The sequence below is a fragment of the Massilia genomosp. 1 genome (assembly GCF_011682185.1).
GTDB lineage: Bacteria > Pseudomonadota > Gammaproteobacteria > Burkholderiales > Burkholderiaceae_D > Telluria_A > Telluria_A rubra.
The window spans coordinates 1-20,239 of the sequence record NZ_WHJF01000027.1; the positions used below are offsets into that span (position 1 = coordinate 1).

Genomic DNA, 20,239 nt, shown 5'->3' on the forward strand with positions numbered 1-20,239 from the left:
AACCGGGGTCTGACCCCCAACTGAAAAACCGGGGTCAGACCCCGGTTTGCCCCCGTTTTTGCACCGCCCCCAGCGTGCAAGTTCTGATTTAGTTGTAAAACCGGCTGTCGCAACGCTGGCGATGTGTTGCAACACATCCCAGTCTGCGGCGGCGCAAACGGACACTGAACCATGATTATCGGAATCGACCTCGGCACCACCAATAGTCTCGCGTCAGTCTGGCGCGACGGCCAGGCGCACCTCATTCCCAATGCACTGGGCAGCTTCCTGACGCCATCCTGCGTCGGCATGGATGACGATGGCACCGTGCTGACCGGCGAAGCGGCGCGCGCGCGCCTGCAGACCCACCCCCACATGACAGCGGCCCTGTTCAAGCGCTACATGGGCAGCGAGCGCGAAACCCAGCTCGGGGCGCGCAAGTTCCGCCCCGAGGAATTGTCGTCGATGGTGCTGCGCGCACTGAAGGAAGACGCCGAAGTCTGGCTCGGCGAAACGGTCACCGATGCCATCATCACCGTGCCCGCCTACTTCAGCGACGCCCAGCGCAAGGCGACCCGGGTGGCTGGCCAGCTGGCCGGGCTGCGGGTCGAGCGCCTGCTCAACGAACCGACCGCCGCGGCGCTGGCCTACGGCATCCAGGACAGCAAGCGCGAAACCAAATTTCTCGTCTTCGACCTCGGTGGCGGCACCTTCGACGTCTCCATCCTCGAACTGTTCGAGGGCGTGATGGAAGTGCGCGCCACCGCCGGCGACAACTTCCTCGGCGGCGAAGATTTTGTGAGCGTGCTGGTCGAGGCCTTCCTGTCGCGCAGCGGCCTGTCCAAGGACTTGAACGGCGCGGAACTGAACGGCACCCAGCGCCAGCGCCTGCGCGAAGAAGCCGAACGCGCCAAGCGCGCCCTGTCCGACAGCCTGAGCGCGCGCATGGCCTACACCAGCGCCGGCAAGGAGTACAGCCTGGACCTGACCGAAGACTTGTTCGTGCTGCTGTGCGACCACCTGGTGCAGCGCCTGCGCGGCCCGGTCGAACGCGCGCTGCGCGACGCCACCATCAAGGCGTCCGAACTCGATTCGGTGGTGCTGGCCGGGGGCGCCACCCGCATGCCGCTGGTGCGCAAGATGGTCTCGCGCATGTTCGGGCGCTTCCCGTCAATCAATCTCGATCCCGACCAGGCCATCGCGCTGGGCGCGGCCGTGCAGGCCGGCCTGATGGCGCGCGACGCGGCCCTCTCCGAAGTGGTGATGACCGACGTGGCGCCCTACTCGCTGGGGATCTCGATCGCGCGCGAAATCGGTCCCAACCAGTACGAGGGCGGCCATTACCTGCCCATCATCGAGCGCAATTCGACCGTGCCGGTCTCGCGCGTGGAGTCGATCACCACCATCAGCGACTACCAGAAAGAACTGGTGGTGCATGTCTACCAGGGCGAGTCGCGCCGCGTGTCGGACAACGTCTTCCTGGGCAAGCTGGCCTTCCCGATCGAGTCGAAACGCTCGGGCGAAGTCAGTGCCGACGTGCGCTTCACGTATGACATCAGCGGCGTGCTGGAAGCGGAAATCACGCTCCAGCCAAGCCTGGAGAAGCACACCCTGGTCATCACCGAGAACGCCGGCGTGATGACCCAGGCCGAAGTGGCCAAGCGCCTGGCCGAACTGAGCGAACTGAAAATCCACCCGCGCGACAAGATCGAAAACCGCACCCTGCTGGCCCAGGCCGACCGCCTCTACGAGCAGTTGCTGGGCCAGGAACGCGCCTACCTGGCCGAGCACATCGCCGCCTTCACGGGCGTGCTCAATACGCAGCAGCCGACGGCCATGCGGCGCGCCCACGAAACGCTGACAAAAGTCATGCGTGAGCTGGGCGGGAGTTCGTTTTTATGAACATCTGGAGCGTGCTCGGCATGACGGCCAGCCGCGATGAGCGCGCGATCAAGCGCGCTTACGCGGCCAGGCTGAAGGTCACCCGTCCCGAGGACGATCCGGTCGCCTTCCAGATTCTCAACGACGCTTACCAGGCCGCCCTGCAACTGGCGCGCCAGGCCAATGACCTGGACTGGCCGGACGAGCAGCCGGCCCCGCCCGAGACCAGGCAAGGCCAGGACGATCGCGAGCAGCCGGTCTACGTGGCGGCCTACGAGTTCGATCCCGACGCGCCGCCCGCACCGGCGCCGCCGCGCGAGGAGGCGCCGGTGTACGTGGCCGCCTACGAATTCGATCCGGATGCGCCGGTCTACAGCGCTTGCTACGAAGTCGATCCGTCCGCGCCGCCGCCCGAAGCGCCGGCCCCGGCGCCGGCGTTCGAGCCACCCGCGCCGGCGCAGCCGCCCGAGCCGCCGCGCCCGCGTCCGAAGCCCGAGCAATATCGCCTGCCCGAGATCCTGCCGGCGCCCCTGCCCGGCACCGGTCCCGAAACCACGATCATGCAGGCGCGCCGCGTCTGGGCCGCGTTCCTGACGCGTGCGCACAGCAAGCCGCGCGAGCATCTGGCGCAGCTGTTCGCCGGCGAGGAACTGCTCAACATCGACGTACGCGACCACTTCGAAGAGTGCGCCGTGCAGTACTGCGCCGGCGAAGGCTGCGAAGACGACTTCCGCGAGGCGATGGCGGGCCATTTCAACTGGGTCGACGACGCCGGCTTCGTGGGCCGCCAGATGCCCGACGAAACCGGCATGATGCTGGCGCGCCTGCGCGCCCAGCGCTCATACCAGCATTTCTGCCAGCTCGCGCTGGAAGACGAGGTGGTGCGCGCACTGCTCGACGGCGACCCGCGCGGCGTCATCGGCAGGTATCCGGACGCCGCCTTCACGGAACGCATGCGCGAACTGCTCGAACATGTCCACTGCTACCATGGCGAGATGCTCGACCTCAAACTCGATGCCGGTATCGTCGAACACTGGGTCGCCGTGGTCCGCGGCAGGGGCTGGTCGGCGTAACAGCCGCCCCCCGCCACGCAGAGACCCGAACCAACACACTCCTTTTTTACTCAGCACCTACGCATAAGCACCTACGTACATGTCCTCACAAACCAATCTGTTTGACCCGCCACCGCCGCCACCGCCGGACGACACCGAAACGCTGACCCTGTCGACCTTCGCCGAGCGCGCCTATCTCGATTACGCCGTGTCGGTCGTCAAGGGCCGCGCCCTGCCCGACGTGTGCGACGGCCAAAAGCCCGTGCAGCGCCGCATTTTGTACCGCATGAACGAGCTGAAACTGGGCGCCAGCGCCAAGCCAAGCAAGTCGGCCGCCGTGGTCGGCGACGTCATGGGGAAACTGCACCCGCACGGCGACCAGTCGATCTACGACGCGCTGGTGCGCATGGCGCAGGATTTTTCGCTGCGCTACCCGCTGATCGACGGCCAGGGTAACTTCGGCTCGCGCGATGGCGACGGCGCGGCGGCGATGCGCTACACCGAGGCGCGCCTGACGCCCATCGGCAAGCTGCTGCTCGAAGAAATCGACGAAGGCACGGTCGACTTCCAGCCCAACTACGACGGCGAACACGCCGAACCGAAAACGCTGCCGGCGCGCCTGCCGATGGTGCTGTTGAACGGCGCCTCGGGCATCGCGGTCGGCCTGGCGACCGAAATCGCCTCGCACAACCTGACCGAAGTGGCGCGCGCCACCGTGGCCATGATCCGCAATCCGAAGATCACCCACGCCGAACTGATGGCCATCATTCCGGGGCCGGATTTCCCGGGCGGCGGCCAGATCATCACGCCGCCGGGGCAGATCGCCGACATGTACGCCAGCGGACGCGGGTCGATGAAGGTGCGCGCGCGCTGGAAGATCGAAGAACTGGCGCGCGGCCAGTGGCAGGCGGTGGTGTCGGAACTGCCGCCGGGCGTGTCGTCGCAAAAGGTGCTCGAAGAGATCGAAGATCTGACCAACCCGAAAATCAAGCTCGGTAAAAAAGCGCTCTCGCCCGAGCAACTGGCCTTGAAACAGACCTTTCTCGGTTCGCTCGACGCGATCCGCGACGAATCGGGCCGCGCCGCCGCCGTGCGCCTGGTATTCGAGCCGAAGTCGAAGAACCAGGACCAGACCGAATTCATGCTGATGCTGCTGGCGCATACCTCGCTCGAGTCGTCCAGCTCGATCAACCTGGTGATGATCGGCGGCGATGGCCGGCCGCGCCAGAAGGGGCTGACCGAAATCCTGCAGGAGTGGGTCGATTTCCGCTTCGTGACGGTGCGCCGCCGCACCGAGTTCAGGCTGGGCAAGGTCAACGACCGCATTCATATCCTGGAAGGACGCGAAGCGGTCCTGCTCAATATCGACAAGGTGATCCACATCATCCGCAATTCGGACGAGCCGAAGGAAGCGCTGATCGCCGAATTCAAGCTCTCCGACATCCAGGCCGAAGACATCCTGGAACTGCGCCTGCGCCAGCTGGCGCGCCTGGAGACGATCAAGATCCAGCAGGCGCTGGCGGAACTGCGCAAGGAAGAAGGCAGCCTGCGCGACATCCTCGAGAACCCGTCGACCATGAAGCGCCTGATCATCCGCGAGATCGAAAGCGACGCCAAGCAGTTCGGCGACGCGCGCCGCACCTTGATCGAAGAAGCGCAGCGCGCGGTGGCCGAGCAAAAAGTGGTCGACGAGCCGGTGACGGTGATCGTGTCCGACAAAGGCTGGGTGCGCGCGCGTACCGGCGTGGGACACGACGTGGCGCAGTTCACCTTCAAGGCGGGCGACTCGCTGTACGCGGCCTTTGAATGCCGCACCACCGACATCCTGCTCGGCTTCGGCGACAACGGCAAGGTGTATTCGGTGCCGGTGGCGGCCTTGCCGGGAGCGCGCGGCGATGGCGTGCCGATTACCACCCTGGTCGATGTGCCGAACGGCGCGCGCATCCCGCACTTCTTTGCGGGCAGCGCCCAGACCATGCTGCTGATGGCGTCGAACGCCGGTTATGGCTTCGCGGCCAAGGCGGGCGACATGGTCAGCCGGCTCAAGGGCGGCAAGTCCTTCATCACGCTCGACGAAGGCGCGCAACCGCTGCCGCCGCGCGTGATCGCGGCCAATGCGAGCGCGGTGGCCTGCCTGACGGAAAACGGCAAGCTGCTGGTGTTCGGGATGGATGAACTCAAGACCTTGACCAACGGCGGGCGTGGCGTGATCCTGATCGAGCTCGATGAGAAGGAAAAGCTGCTGGCGGTGCAGCCGATTTCGCAAAAAGGCGTGACCGTACACGGAACCTGGGCCGGCGCCAAGCCGCGCGCGGTCGACCTGTCGGCGTCAAGCCTGGCGGTCCACTTCGGCAAGCGGGCGCGCAAGGGCAAGGCGCTGGCAGCCAAGATCAAGGTGATGTCGCTGACACCGATCGGCTGACAGGGTCGTCTCCGGCACCGCCGGAGACGACTTCCCGCGCAGGCGGGAAAGACATGCACGAACAAAAGCGGGGCAAGTGTTGCTTAATTGAGGTCAGACCCCAATCAAGCAACGCTTGCCCCGCTTTCACATCGGTCACCCTGCAAGCAGGGCGGCTCGATTAGTGCTTAGCAGCAGCTTTTTTCACGTCCGAAACGGCTTCAACTTTCGCTTCGTGGGTTTTTGCAGCAGCGGTTGCCTTGTCGGCGCCGGCTTCTACAGCCACTTTTTCAGCTTTTTCGTCGGCCTTGATCATTTTTTTCTCGGCTTTCAGATTGGCTTTGGCGACTTTTTTCTCGGCCTTGGCTTCGGCTTTCATTTTGTCTTCCGGATCGGCTTTAGCCACGTCGGTGGTCGCTTCAGCGTGCGCTTTGACGGCTTTCGAGTGGGCTTTGGTCTTTTTCTCGGTAGCGTCAGCGGATGCCTTGCTTACTTTTTCGTCCGACTTGGCAACCACTTTGGCTTCCTTGGCTTCGGCTTTGGCGATGTCCTTGTTGGCGGTGGCTTCAGCTTTCACAACCGCTGGGGTTGCTGCTGGTGCTTGTGCGTAAACCGAAGTAGCGAACAGGCCGGCGATCAAGGTAACGAGTAATTTGTTCATGGTGTAGTCCTTTAGAAGAATGGTTGGGGTTTCTTATTCGTGGACGTTTTGGACCGAAGTCCGTTCGCCATCTATCGTTCTCAACTTTATAGTTCGTCAAGGAACGGTGTCCAGAATAGGTCTTACTGGACAGGTGGTCTGTTCGCTAGCGCACGCAGAATAAAGCTAACAAAAAGCAACTTACAATGAGGCGAACTGCACCTCTACATGTGCGGATCGCCCGCCGTTGCAGGCCCCAGCCTATTTTCCGGCCCCCTTCTTTGCGTACAAATCGATGATTGTGGTGATGCCGTCGTTACAGACGTTACAGAATCTTGCACTTCGGTCGAACATCAAACACTGCATTTCCGACCGGTAATAGCCAGTCGCCTCGTAATTGGCCCCTTCGAAGGCGCCCACCTCATGCCGGTGGATGGCCTTGGCGAACAGGGTATTGGTGTGGGTCAGGTCTTCGCGGAACAGCGCGCTCATGTCGGACTCGGGCCGGTTGGCGGCGCGCAGGGCGGCGCGGCGCTTCTGGTAGGCGCGCGCGTACTCTTCGTACTGCGCTTTCGGCCACGCCGTCGGCAGCGGCGTGCCCTCCTTGACGTGGCGCTGCCATTTCAGCCGGGACGGGTCGCGCAGCGCCGTCACATTCGGCTCCCACGGTTCCATGCGCGCGGAACTCGACTGGTAAGCCACGGGCGAGGTGTAGTACTCGTCGGCCAGGCCGGCGAAGTGGTGGCCGAATTCGTGTACGAACAGGTAATTGGCCCAGTCGTTGCCGGCCGCCGCGGTGCTGAACTGGCCGAAGATGCCGCCGCCGCCGTAGGTATCGTTATTGACCAGGATTTCGATGAACTCGTACGGCGCATGCTGGGCGATGTCGCGCAGGGCGCGGTTGTCCAGCGTGAGCACGTAACGCTCGCTGCCGAAGATGTCGTAGCGCGTACCCAGTGCGGACGCGTGATGCACGCCGGTCGAGGGGCGCGAGACGCCGGACTCGATGGTCGGCACCGCGATGCCCCATACATTGAAGTCGCCGGCGCGCTCCTTGAACGGCGAGACGGTAAACAGATGATCGGCCAGGCGGCGCGCATCGGCCTCGAATTTTTTCATCTCGCCGGCGCTGTAGCCGTCGCCCATGACCAGCAGGTCGACCTTGGCCGGCGACGGCCCGCTGACGCGGATCGGGATCGGCCTGGCCGGCGCTTGGGCCTGTTTGCGCACCACGTCCGGCGCGTCCGGGTCCACCTCGACGCTCCACACCACCGAAAACTGATTGCGCTCGTCGCGCTTGAGTACCCGCACCTTGACCGGCTTGCCGAAGGCTGGAAAGCGCACCGACTCCTGGAAGCCGCGGCTGATCCGGTTGGCTTCCTCGGTGGTGCGCCATTCGCCGAAAATGGTGGAGAAGCCGCGCGAATACAGCAGGTCGCCGGTTTTGGCGTCGACCACTTCGACCATGTTCTGGCCGCGGTTGCTGGTGTCGAGATTTTGCGACAGGTCGCCCGGCCACGGCAGCGGTTCGATCAGCACGCGTTCGAGCGCGTACTGCTCAAGCAGCGCATTGCCGCTGTGCTGGTAGTCGACGCGGACGGTGGCCGGCGGCTGGGCCTGCGCCTGGGCGGCGGCCAGCGCCAGCAAGCCGGCGGCGCGGCGCATGAAACGAAACGGGGACAGCGGCATGGCGGTTTCCTTGCAAGCGTGGATCGTCCCGCATTGTAAACCTGGGCGCTGTGGTTGCGGCCAGCGCCTGCGTGGTAGCATGTCGCTTCCTTTGAAATCCCAGCCAAGATGGTCACAACGATTGAAAGCCAGGCAGAGTCACTGATCCGCGATACGGGCGCGCGCCTCACCAAGCCGCGCTCGCGCGTGCTGGCGTACCTGCTGGCGCAAAACAAGCCCCTGACCCACCACGACATCCAAGAAGGCCTGGCCGGCGACGCGCTCGATTCGGTCACCCTGTACCGGGTGCTCGAATGGCTGACCGAACACGAATTGGTGCATCGCATCGCCGGCGCCGACCAGGTGTGGCGCTTCAACGCCGGCGCCGGCCAGCACGGGCACCAGCACGCGCATTTCCAGTGCATCCGCTGCGAGATGGTGACCTGTTTTACCGACATCGCCCTGCCTGCGCAAATTACCCTGCCCACCGGCTTTACCAGCCAGCAGGTCGACTTCCTGATCAAGGGCGTCTGCAATATCTGTAACGCGAACAAGTAGCAAGTAACACCGGTTTCACCGTGTCGCCGCCGGCATCGGCCGGAGTGCTAACGCAAGCCTATTGCATTAAAGAGGCATCCGACCTATTATAGCAACTCAGTTGCATTAAACCCCGCCTTGCCCGGCCCTCCCACGCCTGAAGACATGCACGCATGCACATCAAAACCGCCACCGCCGCCCTCCTCGCCAGTATCACGCCGCTGGCGGCCATCGCCGCCGACGCCGCCCCCGCGCCCAGCGGCACGGTCGTCATCGGCGGCCAGCGCGAGCACTATCGCAGCCTGTCGGCCACCGGCGCGACCAAGACCGATGCGCGCCTGCTGGACCTGCCGCAAAGCGTGCGCGTGCTCACCAGCGACGTGCTGCGCGACGCCGGCGTGAGCACCCTGGCCGGGGCGCTCGACCTGGCCAGCGGCATTGCGCGCCAGAGTGACCTGGGCGGCCTGTGGGACAGCTACGCCATGCGCGGCTTCACGGGCGACCCCAATTTCGGCTCCGATTTCCTGGTCAATGGCTTCAGTTCCAGCCGCGGTTACAACGGCTTGCGCGACACCGCCAGCACGCAGTCGGTCGAAGTGCTCAAGGGCCCTTCGGCCGCCCTGTACGGCCGTGGCGAGCCGGGAGGCACGGTCAACATCGTCACCAAAAAGCCGCGCTTCGCCCCGCAGCGCAGCGTCAGCGCCTCGGCCGGCAGCTTCAATACCTGGCGCGCGGCGGCGGACCTCACCGGGCCCGTGAGCGACACCCTGGCCTACCGCGTCAACGCCGCCTGGCAGCAAGGCGACAGCTTCCGCGACAGCGCCCGCCGCGACACCTTGCTGCTGTCGCCATCGTTCGTGTGGCTGGCCGGCGAGCACACCACGGTCTCGTACGAGATCGAAGCGATCCAGCAAAAAGCCCCGTTCGACCGCGGCGTGCCGGCGGTACACGGCAAGCTCGGTGCGCTGCCGGTATCGCGCTTCCTTGGCGAGCCGGGCGACGGCCGGGTCACCGTCAAGTCGCTCGGACAGCAGTTGTTCGTGCAGCATGCGATCAACGACGCCTGGTCGCTGCAATCGGGCCTGTCGTACCGCGACAGTGAACTGGCCGGCTTTTCGACGGAGGCCAACAACCTGCTGGCCGACGGGCGCACCTTGCGCCGCCAGCGCCGCCACCGCGATTTTTCGGCGACCGATATGTCGGGCCGCATCGAACTGCTCGGCAAGCTGGGCACCGGCGGCCTGCGCCACAGTGTGCTGTTCGGCGTCGACGCCTACCGCTTCGACGACCGCCGCGTGCAGCTGCGCCGCAATCCTTCGACCGCCAATCCGTACGCGATCGATATTTTCCAGCCGGTGTACGGCGCCGTGGCCGATCCTTTGACGCTGTCGATCGATACGCTGGAACGCCAGCGCGCGCACGGCTTTTATGCGCAGGACCAGATCGACCTCGCCAGCGGGTGGAAAGCCCTGCTCGGCGTGCGCTACGACAGCGCCGAGCAAAGCGTCGCCAATAACCGCCTCAAGGCGGGCAGCGCGCAAAGCCTGCACGCGAGCAGTCCGCGCGCGGGCCTGGTGTACCAGCCGGGCAAGGCGCTCTCGCTGTACGCCACCGTGGCGCGCGCCTACCGCCCGAACAGCGGCATCAGCATCGACAACAGCGCGTTCGAAGCCGAAAAGAGCCAGTCGTATGAGCTGGGCGCCAAACTCGACGCCCTGGACGGAAAACTCAGCGGCACCGTGGCGCTGTACAAGATCGACAAGAAGAACGTCCTGACCACCAATCCCGCCAACGCCGACTTTGCGATCCCCGCCGGGGAAGTGGGCAGCCGCGGCCTGGAGCTCGATGTGTCGGGCGCCGTGGCGCGCGGCCTGCAGCTGTCCGCCGCCTACGCCTGGACCGACGCCACCGTCACCAGGGGCGACCAGACCATCCGCACCGGCAGCCGCTTCCCGAACGTGGCGCGCCACAGCGCCAACGTGCTGCTGGTGTCGAACTTCACGCTGGGCGACGCCGGCGCCAGCATCGGGGGCGGCGCCAGCTACGTGGGCAAGCGCATGGGCGACGTGGCCGCCTCGAGCAGCTTCGAACTACCCGCCTACGCCACCGTCAAGCTGGTGGCGGCCTGGACGCCGTACCGCAAGCTGCGCATCGCCCTCAATATCGACAACCTGTTTGACAAGGCCTACTATACGAGCTCGTACAACCAGGTGTGGGTGGCGCCGGGCACCGGGCGCGCCGCCACGCTGACGGCCAGTTACAGCTTCTGAGGCTCTCCATGACCACCCTCGCCGCCGCGCCCACCAGGCGCATCGCCGCCATCGACGCGATGCGCGGCCTGATCATCCTGATCATGACGCTCGACCACGCGCGCGAGACCTTCTTTTTGCACCGCCAGGTGAGCGACCCGATCGACCTGGCCACGACCGAGCCGGCGCTGTTCTTCAGCCGCGTGGCGGCGCACTTCTGCGCCCCGATGTTCGTGTTCCTGACCGGCCTGTCGGCCTGGCTGTACGCCAATCCGGCGTCCGGCCCGCGCAGCGCGCGCGGCTTCCTGCTCAAGCGCGGCCTGTTCTTGATCGTGCTGGAACTGGTGTTCGTCAGTTTTGCGTGGTCCGGCCGCGTTCCGCCGCCGGTGCTGTATTTGCAGGTGATCTGGGTCATCGGCCTGTCGATGATCGCGCTGGCCCTGCTGCACACACTGCCGCTGCGCTGGCTGGCCCTGCTCGGCGCCGTGATCGTCGCCGGCCACAACGCCTTGTCCTTCCCCGGCCTGGAGCCGGGCAGCCTGGCGCACGGCGCCTGGACGGTGCTCGAACAACGCGGCTTCCTGGTGAACGACGGCCCGGTGCGCGTCAAGATCAGTTATCCGCTGCTGGCGTGGATCGGGGTGATCTTGCTCGGCTACGCGGCCGGCCCGCTGTTCTCGAACAAGGTGGAGCCGGGCGCGCGGCGCCGCATCCTGCTGCTGGCGGGCGCGGCCTGCCTGCTGCTGCTTGCCCTGCTGCGCGGCTTTAACATCTATGGCGAGGCGCTGCCATGGAGCGTGCAGGCCGACCCGCTGCACACGGTCATGTCGTTCCTGAACCTGACCAAGTACCCGCCCTCGTTCAACTTCTTGCTGATGACGCTCGGCGTGGGCCTGATCGCACTGGCGTCGATGGAAGCGGCATGCACACGCGTGGCCAACGAGCGCGTGCTGGCCTTGTGCGCCACGTTTGGCGCTGCGCCCTTGTTCTACTACCTGGCGCACCTGTACCTGCTGCTCGCGCTGCGCGAGCTGACGGCCGCCCTGGCGGACGGGCAGCCGCACCAGGCGGGCGGAATCGGGGAAGTGTGGCTTTGGTCGGTGGCGGTGATCGCGGCGCTGTACTATCCGTGCCGCTGGTTCGGGCGCTACAAGCGGGCCAGCACCCAGGCCTGGGTGCGCTACCTGTAGCGTTTACTTGTACTGGTACAGCGGCTGGCGGATCAGGATCGGCAGCACGTCGAGGCGGATATTGAAGACCGAGTTCATATCCGAAATGGCGGATACGTAGCCGATGCTTTCCTTGGTGCGGCTAAAGCGGAATTCGAAGCCGAGTTCCGGCTGCAGGTCGCGCGGGCTGCCCAGGGTCAGGCCGATGGCGTCGGTCTGGTCGCTGTCGATCAGGCGGTGCATCAGGTCCACCACGGTCGTGTTACCGAGAATATCGGCAAAGAACAGCGGGCCGCGATAATACGGCTTGGCCGGATCGAGCTTGTTGGCCAGCTTTTCGGGCGACGGCGTAAATACCCCATTCTGCAGATTGAAGCGGTCGCCGTTATCGAGGTAACTGAGTTTGGCGTTACTGACGTTGAAGTCGCCCGGCGTGAAGGTGGCGCCGCTCAAGTCGATCAACAGCGCGCCCTTGTAGCCGAGCACTTCCACATCGCGGTTGCCATGAATGATCATCGACGTGTTCTCGTCGATCCCCAGTCCCGTCTTGTAGCCCTTGGCCAGCATGGCCGGCAGCATGCGCCCGAAGCGCCCGCGCACCAGCAAGTGCTGGTCCACAAACACATCCTTGCCGACAAAACCCAGGCCCGGCGACAGTTCCATGCCGTCGGCCACGCCGCGCTTGAGGGTCGAGAGCACCGAACTGGCGTCGTAGAACATGGTTTCGCTCATGATCGCCGCGCCCGCGCTGGTGCCGGCGATGACGCCGCCGTTGCGGTACATGGTCCACAGCGCGTCGAGCACGCGGGTGCTGCTGCCGTCTTTCTTGCGCAGCGCTTCGGTGATGCGGGCCTGGTTGCCGCCGACGAAATAGGCGCCATCGGCGTGGCGCACCGCGTCCGCAATGGCCTGGTCGTTGGCGGCGATGCGGTAGTCGGGGCTGTCGAGCTTGACGGCCACGGGAACGAAAAAGGCGTCCGCGCCGTAGGAGTTGAGCACCTCGATATTGTTCTTGCCCGCGACGTCCGGGCTGGCCGAGGCCGAGCCGAAGACGGCGATGCGCGCGCCCGGGCCGCCCGCCAGTTCCACGATGCGCTTCCACACCGCCGCGTTCTCGCCGCGCAGCGCGCCGCCGATGATCACCAGCGAGCCTTTCGGCCCGCCCGGCGGGATGGCCGGCGCGGCCGCTGTCGCTGCCTGCGCCTGACCCGCCGCCAGCAGGACGAGCAACAGGAACTGTAAGTATCGGCGGGCCAGGTTCAGCATCGGTGGTTCTTCCTTTATTCGGTAGGTCGGGCTGCGCAGGCGGTGACAGGCCAGCGCGCAGCCGATGTTAGTTGCAGGCAAGATGATACCCCGCTCAGAAATAATATGTCGTATTCCAGAAAGGGACCCGGCGCGGCGGCGGTTTTTTATGCCACACTTCCGGCTGACTTCATTTCACGGTCCCGATCATGCAAGCAAACACCCACCGCATCTCCCTTGAGGACAGCAGCATGTCCTCGCAACTGAGCAGTTTTCATTTCGGTGCGCCGGGCGCCGGCAAGAAGGTATACATCCAGGCCGCCCTGCACGCCGATGAAGTGCCGCCCATGCTGGTGGCGCAGTTCCTGCGCAAGGAGCTGGAGGCGCTGGACGCGGCCGGCAAGATCCGCGGCGAGATCATCCTGGTCCCGGCGGCCAATCCGATCGGGCTGGCGCAAGCCATCCACGGCGCGCCGTTCGGCCGTTTCGACCTGTCCACCGGGACCAATTTCAACCGCGCCTACAAGCACGTGGCCGAGGACCTGAAAACCTCGCTGGCCGGCCTGCTCGGCCCGGACCCCGACGCCAACGTGGCCCTGGTGCGCGCCCACGCGCGCGACTCGGTCGCCACCTGGGAGCCGAAAACCGACGCCGACACGCTCAAGAAAATCCTGCTCGGGATGGCGATCGACGCCGACATCGTGCTTGACCTGCATTGCGATAACGAGGCGGTGCTGCATATTTACGCAGGCACCCCGCTGGCCGACGCGGTGGCGCCGCTGGCCGCGCTGATGCAGGCGCACAGCGTGCTGCTGGCGCTGGAAGCGGGCGGCGAGCCGTTCGACGAAGCGTGTTCGCGCCTGTGGTGGGACCTGGCGGCGCACTTCGGCCCGGCCTTCCCGATTCCGCCGGCCTGCCTGTCGACTACCGTGGAACTGCGCGGCGAACGCGATGTGAACTACGAGCTGGCCGGGGGCGACGCGCGCGCCCTGCTGCGGTTTTTGGCGCACGCGGGCGTGCTCGACATGCCGCTGGCCGCATTGCCCGCCCCCCTGTGCGCACCGACCCCGCTCGAAGGGGTGGAGCCGATCGCCGCGCCGCATGCCGGCGTGCTGGTGTTCCTCAAGCAGTTGGGCGAGAAGGTCAAGGCCGGCGACGCCATCGCCGACCTGATCGAACCGGTCAGCGGGCGCACCACCACCTTGCGCTGCAGTGTCGACGGCGTGTTTTTTGCGCGCACCGCGCACCGCCATCTGCTGCGCGGCATGGCGGTCGGCAAGGTCGCCGGCGCCGTGGCCTACCGCGCCGGAAAGCTGCTCAGCCAATGAAACTGCGCATCCCCAATACCTTCGTCCTGCTGTTCCTGATCCTGGCGATGATCGCCGTGGCCACCTGGCTGGTGCCGGGTGGCCAGTACGGCACCATCATGGTCGACGGCAAGCCGCGCATCGACCCGGCCTCCTTCCAGTACGTGCAAAGTAATCCGCAAGGCTTCGTGGCGCTGATGATGGCGCCGATCAAAGGCTTCGTCGAGGCGGCCCAGATCATCGGCTTCGTGCTGATCGTCGGCGGCGCCTTTGCGGTGCTGCAAAAGACCGAGGCGCTCGACGCCATGATCCGCAGCGTGGCGCGCGCGCATACCCATTCGGCCTTCGTGCGCGCGATGCTCATTCCGGTGTTCGTGACCATCTTCTCGCTGGGGGGCGCCACCTTCGGCATGAGCGAGGAGTCGATTCCGTTCGTGCTCATTTTCGTGCCGCTGGCGCTCGCGCTGGGCTACGACTCGATCATCGGCGTATCGATTCCCTTCCTGAGCGCGCAGGTGGGCTTCGCGGCGGCGTTCTTAAATCCGTTCAACGTCGGCGTCGCGCAAAAAATCGCCGGGATCCAGATGTTCTCCGGGATCGGCTACCGCCTCATCGTCTGGTTCGTGGCCACCGCCCTCACCATCGCCTTCCTGATGTGGTACGCGGCGCGCATCAAGAAGGATCCGACCCGCAGCCCCTCCTACGCGCTCGATATCGAAAAGCGCAAGGAAAGCAGCGCCGCCCTGGCCAACCTGGCCGGCATGACGACCACCCACGCGATCGTGCTGCTGCTGTTCATCGGCTTCATGACGGCCATGGTGGTCGGGGTGATCCACTTCGGCTGGTACATCAACGAGATCGCCGCGCTGTTCATGGTGATGGCGATCGTGGTCGGCGTGATCGGGCGGCTCGACAGCGACGAATTCGTGGCGGCCTTTCTGCATGGCGCGCGCGACCTGGTCGGCACCGCGCTGGTGATTGCGCTGGCGCGCGGCACCATGATCCTGGCGCAGGATGCCAAGATCATCGACACCATGCTGCACGCGCTGGTGCCGCTGGTGCAGTCGGCCAATCCGGTATTCGCGGCGCAGAAGATGTTCATCATCCAGACGGTGATTAACTTCTTCCTCCACTCGGGGACCGGGCAGGCCGCGCTGACCATGCCGATCATGGCGCCGCTGGCCGATCTGGTGGGTATTTCGAGGCAGACCGCGGTGCTGGCGTTCCAGCTGGGCGAACTGACCTTGCCGATGATTCCGACGTCCGGCGTGACGGTGGGGGTGCTGGCCCTGGCGCGCATTCCGTGGATTACCTGGGCCAAGTGGATGGTGCCGCTGCAACTGGCGTATTTTGTGATGGCGCTGCTGTTGCTGATTCCGCCGGCGTTGACTAACTGGAGTTAAGGCCGCACCGTCGTTCCCGCGAAGGCGGGAACCCAAGTTCGTGCTGCAGTCGCAGGCTAATCGACGAACTTGGGTTCCCGCCTGCGCGGGAATGACGGGGTTCAGCTAACGTAGATATTCGGGAAATACCGCTCCATCAGCGACTCCGGCCGCTGCGGCAGGGTAAACCCGAACTGCGCATACAAGGCATGCGCGTCCCCCGTCGCCAGGGTCAACCTGCGCAGCCCTTTCAGGCTCGGATGCGCCAATACCGCCTTCATGATCTCCTTGCTGAATCCGCGCCCGCGGTATTCTGGAATCACAAAGACATCCACCAAGTTACCAAAAGTCGCAAAATCGGTAATCACCCGCGCAAACGCCACCTGGCGGCCATCGACATAGCCTCCGAAACACAGGGAATTTTCGATCGCACGCTCGACCACGGGGCGCGAAATGCCGACCGCCCACGTCGACTGCTCGCTCAGAAAGCGATAAATCATCGGCACATCGAGCTGCGAGCGGTCGGTACTGATCTGTAAATTGGACATGGCTGGACGCATCCCGTGAAAAGAAACAATTCTACCTTCGTTCGCCGCGAGCGCAAGGCCCGCGCGCGAATTCGGAACACCCATACAACCCCCAACAGGAATTGCCCGCAGCCCGCTTTCCTTGTTTATAATCAGGTAACGTAAAGGAACTATTCACATGACCGCACAACTTTCAAAGAAGGGCGAAGCCTGGTCGGCGCGCTTTTCAGAACCCGTCTCCGACCTCGTCAAACGCTACACCGCTTCCGTCTTTTTCGATAAACGCCTGGCCCTGTTCGATATCGCCGGCTCGCTCGCGCACGCCGAAATGCTGGCCGCCCAACAGATCATCAGCGCCGAAGACCGCGCCGACATCGAACGTGGCATGGCCCAGATCAAGGGCGAAATCGAGGCCGGCAGCTTCGAATGGCTGCTCGACCTGGAAGACGTTCACCTGAATATCGAAAAACGCCTGACCGAACTGGTTGGCGACGCCGGCAAGCGCCTGCACACGGGCCGCTCGCGCAACGACCAGGTGGCGACCGACATCCGCCTGTACGTACGCACCGCCATCGACGACATCGTGGTGCTGCTGAACGGCCTGCGCACCGCCCTCACCGACCTGGCGGAACAGAACGCCGACACCATCATGCCCGGCTTTACCCACATGCAGGTGGCGCAGCCGATCACCTTCGGCCACCACATGCTGGCCTACGTCGAGATGTTCGGGCGCGACGTCGAACGCATGCAGGACACCCGCAAGCGCGTCAACCGCCTGCCGCTGGGCGCCGCCGCACTGGCCGGCACCACCTTCCCGATCGACCGCGAACGGGTCGCCCGCACGCTCGGCTTCGACGACGTTTGCCACAATTCGCTCGACGCCGTCTCGGACCGCGATTTCGCGATCGAGTTCTGCGCCGCCGGCGCCCTGGTCATGACGCACATCTCGCGCATGTCCGAAGAACTGGTGATCTGGATGAGTCCACGGGTCGGCTTCATCGACATCGCCGACCGCTTCTGCACGGGTTCGTCGATCATGCCGCAAAAGAAAAACCCGGACGTGCCGGAACTGGCGCGCGGTAAAACCGGGCGTGTCTACGGCCACTTGACGAGCCTCCTGACCCTGATGAAAGGCCAGCCGCTGGCCTACAACAAGGACAACCAGGAAGACAAGGAGCCGCTGTTCGACACCGTCGACACCCTGGTCGACACCCTGCGCATTTTTGCCGACATGGCCGGCGCAATCACGGTCAAGCCGGAAAACATGCGCGCCGCCGCCCTGCAGGGCTACGCCACCGCGACCGACCTGGCCGACTACCTGGTCAAGAAAGGCTTGCCGTTCCGCGACGCCCACGAAGCCGTGGCGCGCGCGGTGCGGGCCTGCGACGACCTCAAATGCGACCTGGCCGAGATGTCGCTGGACCAGCTGCGCGCGTTCTCAAGCCTGATCGGCGAGGACGTGTTCGCGGTGCTGACCCTGGAAGGCTCGGTGGCGGCGCGCGACCATGTGGGCGGCACCGCGCCGCGCCAGGTGCGCGCCGCGATCGCCCGCGTGCGCGCCCAACTGGCCGGGTAGCGCACCGACAGTGACCAGTATTCAGAGCCTATCTCAGTAGATCGGGGGAAGCTGATGGCGACATGCGCGTAGGCGATGCATGGCAAGCGAGGGCAAGGCGCGAGGAGGCCGCATGGCTAGCCATGCAACGACGAGCAACGCGGCACTCGCTTGCCAGGCGCGCCAGCAGCGACTCCGATCTACTGAGATAGGCTCTTAAGCCGACCGGCGCGCAAGACGCCGGCGACTGTGCTTGTTTTTGAACTTATTGTTTGAAACTACCGGAGATACCAGCACCATGCTCATGTCACTTTTTGTCGTGCTGTCGCGCGCGATCGATACTCTCAACGAGAAGATCGCCAGCGTCGTCAGCTGGGCCTTGCTGGCCGCAGTGATCATCTGCGCCGGCAATGCCCTGATCCGCTATATCTTCCATACCAGCTCGAACGCCTGGCTCGAAATCCAGTGGTACCTGTATGGCGCCATGTTCATGCTGGCCTCGGCCTACACGCTCAAGCGCGACGAGCATGTGCGCATCGACGTCATCGTCGGGCGTTTTTCGAAACGCACCCAGGTCTGGATCGACATCGTCGGCTTCCTGCTGTTCCTGCTCCCCGTCTCGCTGCTGATCCTCTGGTACAGCATTCCCTTCGCGCGCATCTCGATCGAGAGCGGCGAAATGTCGAGCAACGCCGGTGGCCTGATCGTGTGGCCCGCCAAACTGCTCATTCCGGTCGCCTTTGCGCTGATTATCCTGCAAGGCCTGTCCGAAATCATGAAGCGCATCGCCTACCTGGCCGGACGCATCGACGCCAGCTCGTTTTCCAAGCAGGCCACCACGCCGCAGGACGAGATCGACGCAATCAAGGCCGCCAACAACATCGGTTAATCCGGTTAAAGCAGCAAGGTTAAAGCTTCAATCCAGCACACAGCCACTTCGCTCAGGGACACATGGAACAATTCATCATCGCCAACCTGGCGCCCATCATGTTTGGGGCGCTGGTCATCTTCTTGCTGTCCGGTTTTCCGGTCGCATTTTCACTGGCCGCCAACGGCCTGTTTTTCGCCCTGGTCGGCATCGAGCTCGGTTTGCTCAAACCCGAACTGCTGCAGGCGCTGCCCAACCGGATCTTCGGCATCATGGCCAGCGAAAACCTGCTGGCGATCCCCTTCTTTACCTTCATGGGACTGATCCTGGAAAGGTCGGGGATGGCGGAGGACCTGCTCGACACCATCGGCCAGCTGTTCGGGCCGATTCGCGGTGGGGTGGCGTATGCCGTCATTTTCGTCGGCGCGCTGCTGGCCGCGACCACCGGCGTGGTGGCCGCATCGGTCATTTCGATGGGCCTCATTTCGCTGCCGGTGATGCTGCGCTATGGGTACGACAAGCGCCTGGCGTCCGGCGTGATCGCCGCTTCCGGCACCCTGGCCCAGATCATCCCGCCCTCGCTGGTGCTGATCGTGATGGCCGACCAGCTGGGCAAGTCGGTGGGCGACATGTACAAGGCCGCTTTCATCCCTGGCCTGATGCTCACCACGATGTATGCCGGCTATGTGCTGGCCCTGTCGATCTTCAAGCCGCACCATGTGCCGGCGCTGCCGCCCGAAGCGCGCAACCTGAAAGAGCCGAACGGCGACAGCGGCGCCGTGTCGCTGCTGTTGATGGTGATCGGCACGGTCGCCGTGTCGTATGGCTTCGCCTGGTTCTGGGGCGCCAGCCACCCGCACTTGGGCAAGGATGAACTGGGCGTGTACGCCGCCTCGGCCGGCGTGGCGCTGGCCTTCGCGTTCGCGCTGGCGAACCGCAAGTTCAAGCTCGGCCTGCTCTCGCGCATGGCCGAAAAAGTGGTGTTCGTGCTGGTGCCGCCGCTGGCGCTGATCTTCCTGGTGCTGGGCACGATTTTCGTCGGCATCGCCACCCCGACCGAAGGCGGCGGCATGGGCGCGATGGGCGCCATCCTGCTGGCGATCCTCAACGGGCGCCTGTCCTGGAGCCTGCTCAAGCAAGCCATGAACTCGACCACGCGCCTGTCGTGCTTCGTCATGTTCATCCTGATCGGTTCGACCGTCTTTGCGCTGGTGTTCCGTGGCGTGGACGGCGACCTGTGGGTCGAGCACCTGCTGACCGGCCTTCCGGGCGGGGTGACCGGCTTCCTGGTCGTGGTCAACGTCATGTTCTTCATCCTGGCCTTCTTCCTCGACTTCTTCGAGCTGGCCTTCATCCTGGTGCCGCTGGTCGGCCCCGTGGCCAACAAGCTCGGCATCGACCTGATCTGGTTCGGCGTGCTGCTGGGCGTGAACATGCAGACCTCCTTCATGCATCCGCCGTTCGGCTTCGCGCTGTTCTATTTACGGTCGGTGGCGCCGAAAGAGGTCAAGACATCCGATATCTATTGGGGCGCGATCCCGTTCGTGGTGATCCAGGTGATCATGGTCGCCCTCATCATCCTGTTCCCGCACCTGGTCTCGGTCGAGAAAAAGGTGGACATGAACGAATCGATCGAACTGAAGATCGACGCGCCGGCCGCCGACACCGAAGCGCTGCAACTGCCGTCCGGCGACGCCGGCAAGAAGGATGAAGACAGCACGCCGGAACTGAACTTTTCAACCGACAGCGACGCAGACGCGAAAAAGAAATGAGCACAAT

15 protein-coding genes are annotated in these 20,239 nt (G+C 64.6%); 11 read left to right on the plus strand and 4 right to left on the minus strand.

Annotated features, from left to right (window positions below; translation table 11 throughout):
• Positions 1-171: 171 nt before the first annotated feature.
• The 3 genes from F1735_RS12445 to parC all read left to right on the plus strand — a co-directional run bounded on the left by F1735_RS12445 (position 172) and on the right by parC (position 5,334).
• A complete protein-coding gene (locus F1735_RS12445) occupies positions 172-1,881 on the plus strand; it encodes a molecular chaperone HscC (protein WP_167237226.1) in 1,710 nt (569 codons plus the stop codon).
• Positions 1,878-2,933, plus strand: coding sequence for a hypothetical protein (locus F1735_RS12450; protein ID WP_167237227.1), 1,056 nt, complete (start codon positions 1,878-1,880; stop codon positions 2,931-2,933). Before F1735_RS12445 ends, F1735_RS12450 begins: the two co-directional genes overlap by 4 nt.
• A 79-nt stretch (positions 2,934-3,012) precedes the next feature.
• Positions 3,013-5,334 (plus strand): DNA topoisomerase IV subunit A, encoded by a 2,322-nt coding sequence (parC, locus tag F1735_RS12455; RefSeq protein ID WP_167237228.1) that lies wholly within the window; start codon positions 3,013-3,015, stop codon positions 5,332-5,334.
• A 160-nt stretch (positions 5,335-5,494) separates the two neighbouring features.
• On the opposite strand, the gene F1735_RS12460 is transcribed toward parC, so the two are convergent.
• Both F1735_RS12460 and F1735_RS12465 read right to left on the minus strand, forming a co-directional pair.
• Complete coding sequence (locus F1735_RS12460; protein WP_167237229.1) at positions 5,495-5,974, minus strand: hypothetical protein; 480 nt, start codon at positions 5,972-5,974, stop codon at positions 5,495-5,497.
• 240 nt (positions 5,975-6,214) lie between these two features.
• A complete protein-coding gene (locus F1735_RS12465; RefSeq protein WP_187364230.1) occupies positions 6,215-7,642 on the minus strand; it encodes an IgA Peptidase M64 in 1,428 nt (475 codons plus the stop codon).
• 108 nt (positions 7,643-7,750) lie between these two features.
• Between F1735_RS12465 and F1735_RS12470 the strand changes: the two genes are divergently transcribed.
• From F1735_RS12470 to F1735_RS12480, 3 genes are all read left to right on the plus strand, one after another.
• A complete protein-coding gene (locus F1735_RS12470) occupies positions 7,751-8,179 on the plus strand; it encodes a Fur family transcriptional regulator (protein ID WP_167237230.1) in 429 nt (142 codons plus the stop codon).
• Between the two features lie 152 nt (positions 8,180-8,331).
• Positions 8,332-10,428, plus strand: coding sequence for a TonB-dependent siderophore receptor (locus F1735_RS12475; protein ID WP_167237231.1), 2,097 nt, complete (start codon positions 8,332-8,334; stop codon positions 10,426-10,428).
• An 8-nt stretch (positions 10,429-10,436) separates the two neighbouring features.
• Positions 10,437-11,597, plus strand: a complete 1,161-nt coding sequence (locus F1735_RS12480; protein ID WP_167237232.1) for a DUF1624 domain-containing protein — start codon at positions 10,437-10,439, stop codon at positions 11,595-11,597.
• A gap of 3 nt (positions 11,598-11,600) precedes the next feature.
• On the opposite strand, the gene F1735_RS12485 is transcribed toward F1735_RS12480, so the two are convergent.
• The gene (locus F1735_RS12485; protein ID WP_229505735.1) at positions 11,601-12,923 is read right to left on the minus strand and encodes a cyanophycinase; all 1,323 of its coding nucleotides are present in this window, start codon (positions 12,921-12,923) and stop codon (positions 11,601-11,603) included.
• A 107-nt stretch (positions 12,924-13,030) separates the two neighbouring features.
• Between F1735_RS12485 and F1735_RS12490 the strand changes: the two genes are divergently transcribed.
• The gene (locus F1735_RS12490; protein ID WP_167237233.1) at positions 13,031-14,149 is read left to right on the plus strand and encodes a succinylglutamate desuccinylase/aspartoacylase family protein; all 1,119 of its coding nucleotides are present in this window, start codon (positions 13,031-13,033) and stop codon (positions 14,147-14,149) included.
• On the plus strand, positions 14,146-15,531 hold the full coding sequence (locus tag F1735_RS12495) for a YfcC family protein (RefSeq protein WP_167237234.1): 1,386 nt from the start codon (positions 14,146-14,148) through the stop codon (positions 15,529-15,531). Before F1735_RS12490 ends, F1735_RS12495 begins: the two co-directional genes overlap by 4 nt.
• Before the next feature lie 101 nt (positions 15,532-15,632).
• Here the strand turns inward: F1735_RS12495 and F1735_RS12500 are convergent, their stop codons facing one another.
• Positions 15,633-16,070: a GNAT family N-acetyltransferase gene (locus tag F1735_RS12500; RefSeq protein ID WP_222852983.1), complete on the minus strand. Its 438-nt coding sequence runs from the start codon at positions 16,068-16,070 to the stop codon at positions 15,633-15,635.
• A 145-nt stretch (positions 16,071-16,215) separates the two neighbouring features.
• Between F1735_RS12500 and argH the strand changes: the two genes are divergently transcribed.
• The 3 genes from argH (at position 16,216) to F1735_RS12515 (ending at position 20,232) form a co-directional block, all read left to right on the plus strand.
• Entirely contained in the window at positions 16,216-17,613 is a 1,398-nt protein-coding gene (gene argH, locus F1735_RS12505) for an argininosuccinate lyase (RefSeq protein WP_167237235.1), read from the plus strand.
• A 283-nt stretch (positions 17,614-17,896) separates the two neighbouring features.
• A complete protein-coding gene (locus tag F1735_RS12510; RefSeq protein ID WP_167237287.1) occupies positions 17,897-18,481 on the plus strand; it encodes a TRAP transporter small permease subunit in 585 nt (194 codons plus the stop codon).
• Between the two features lie 62 nt (positions 18,482-18,543).
• Positions 18,544-20,232, plus strand: a complete 1,689-nt coding sequence (locus F1735_RS12515; RefSeq protein ID WP_167237236.1) for a TRAP transporter large permease — start codon at positions 18,544-18,546, stop codon at positions 20,230-20,232.
• The last annotated feature ends 7 nt before the right edge of the window (positions 20,233-20,239 follow it).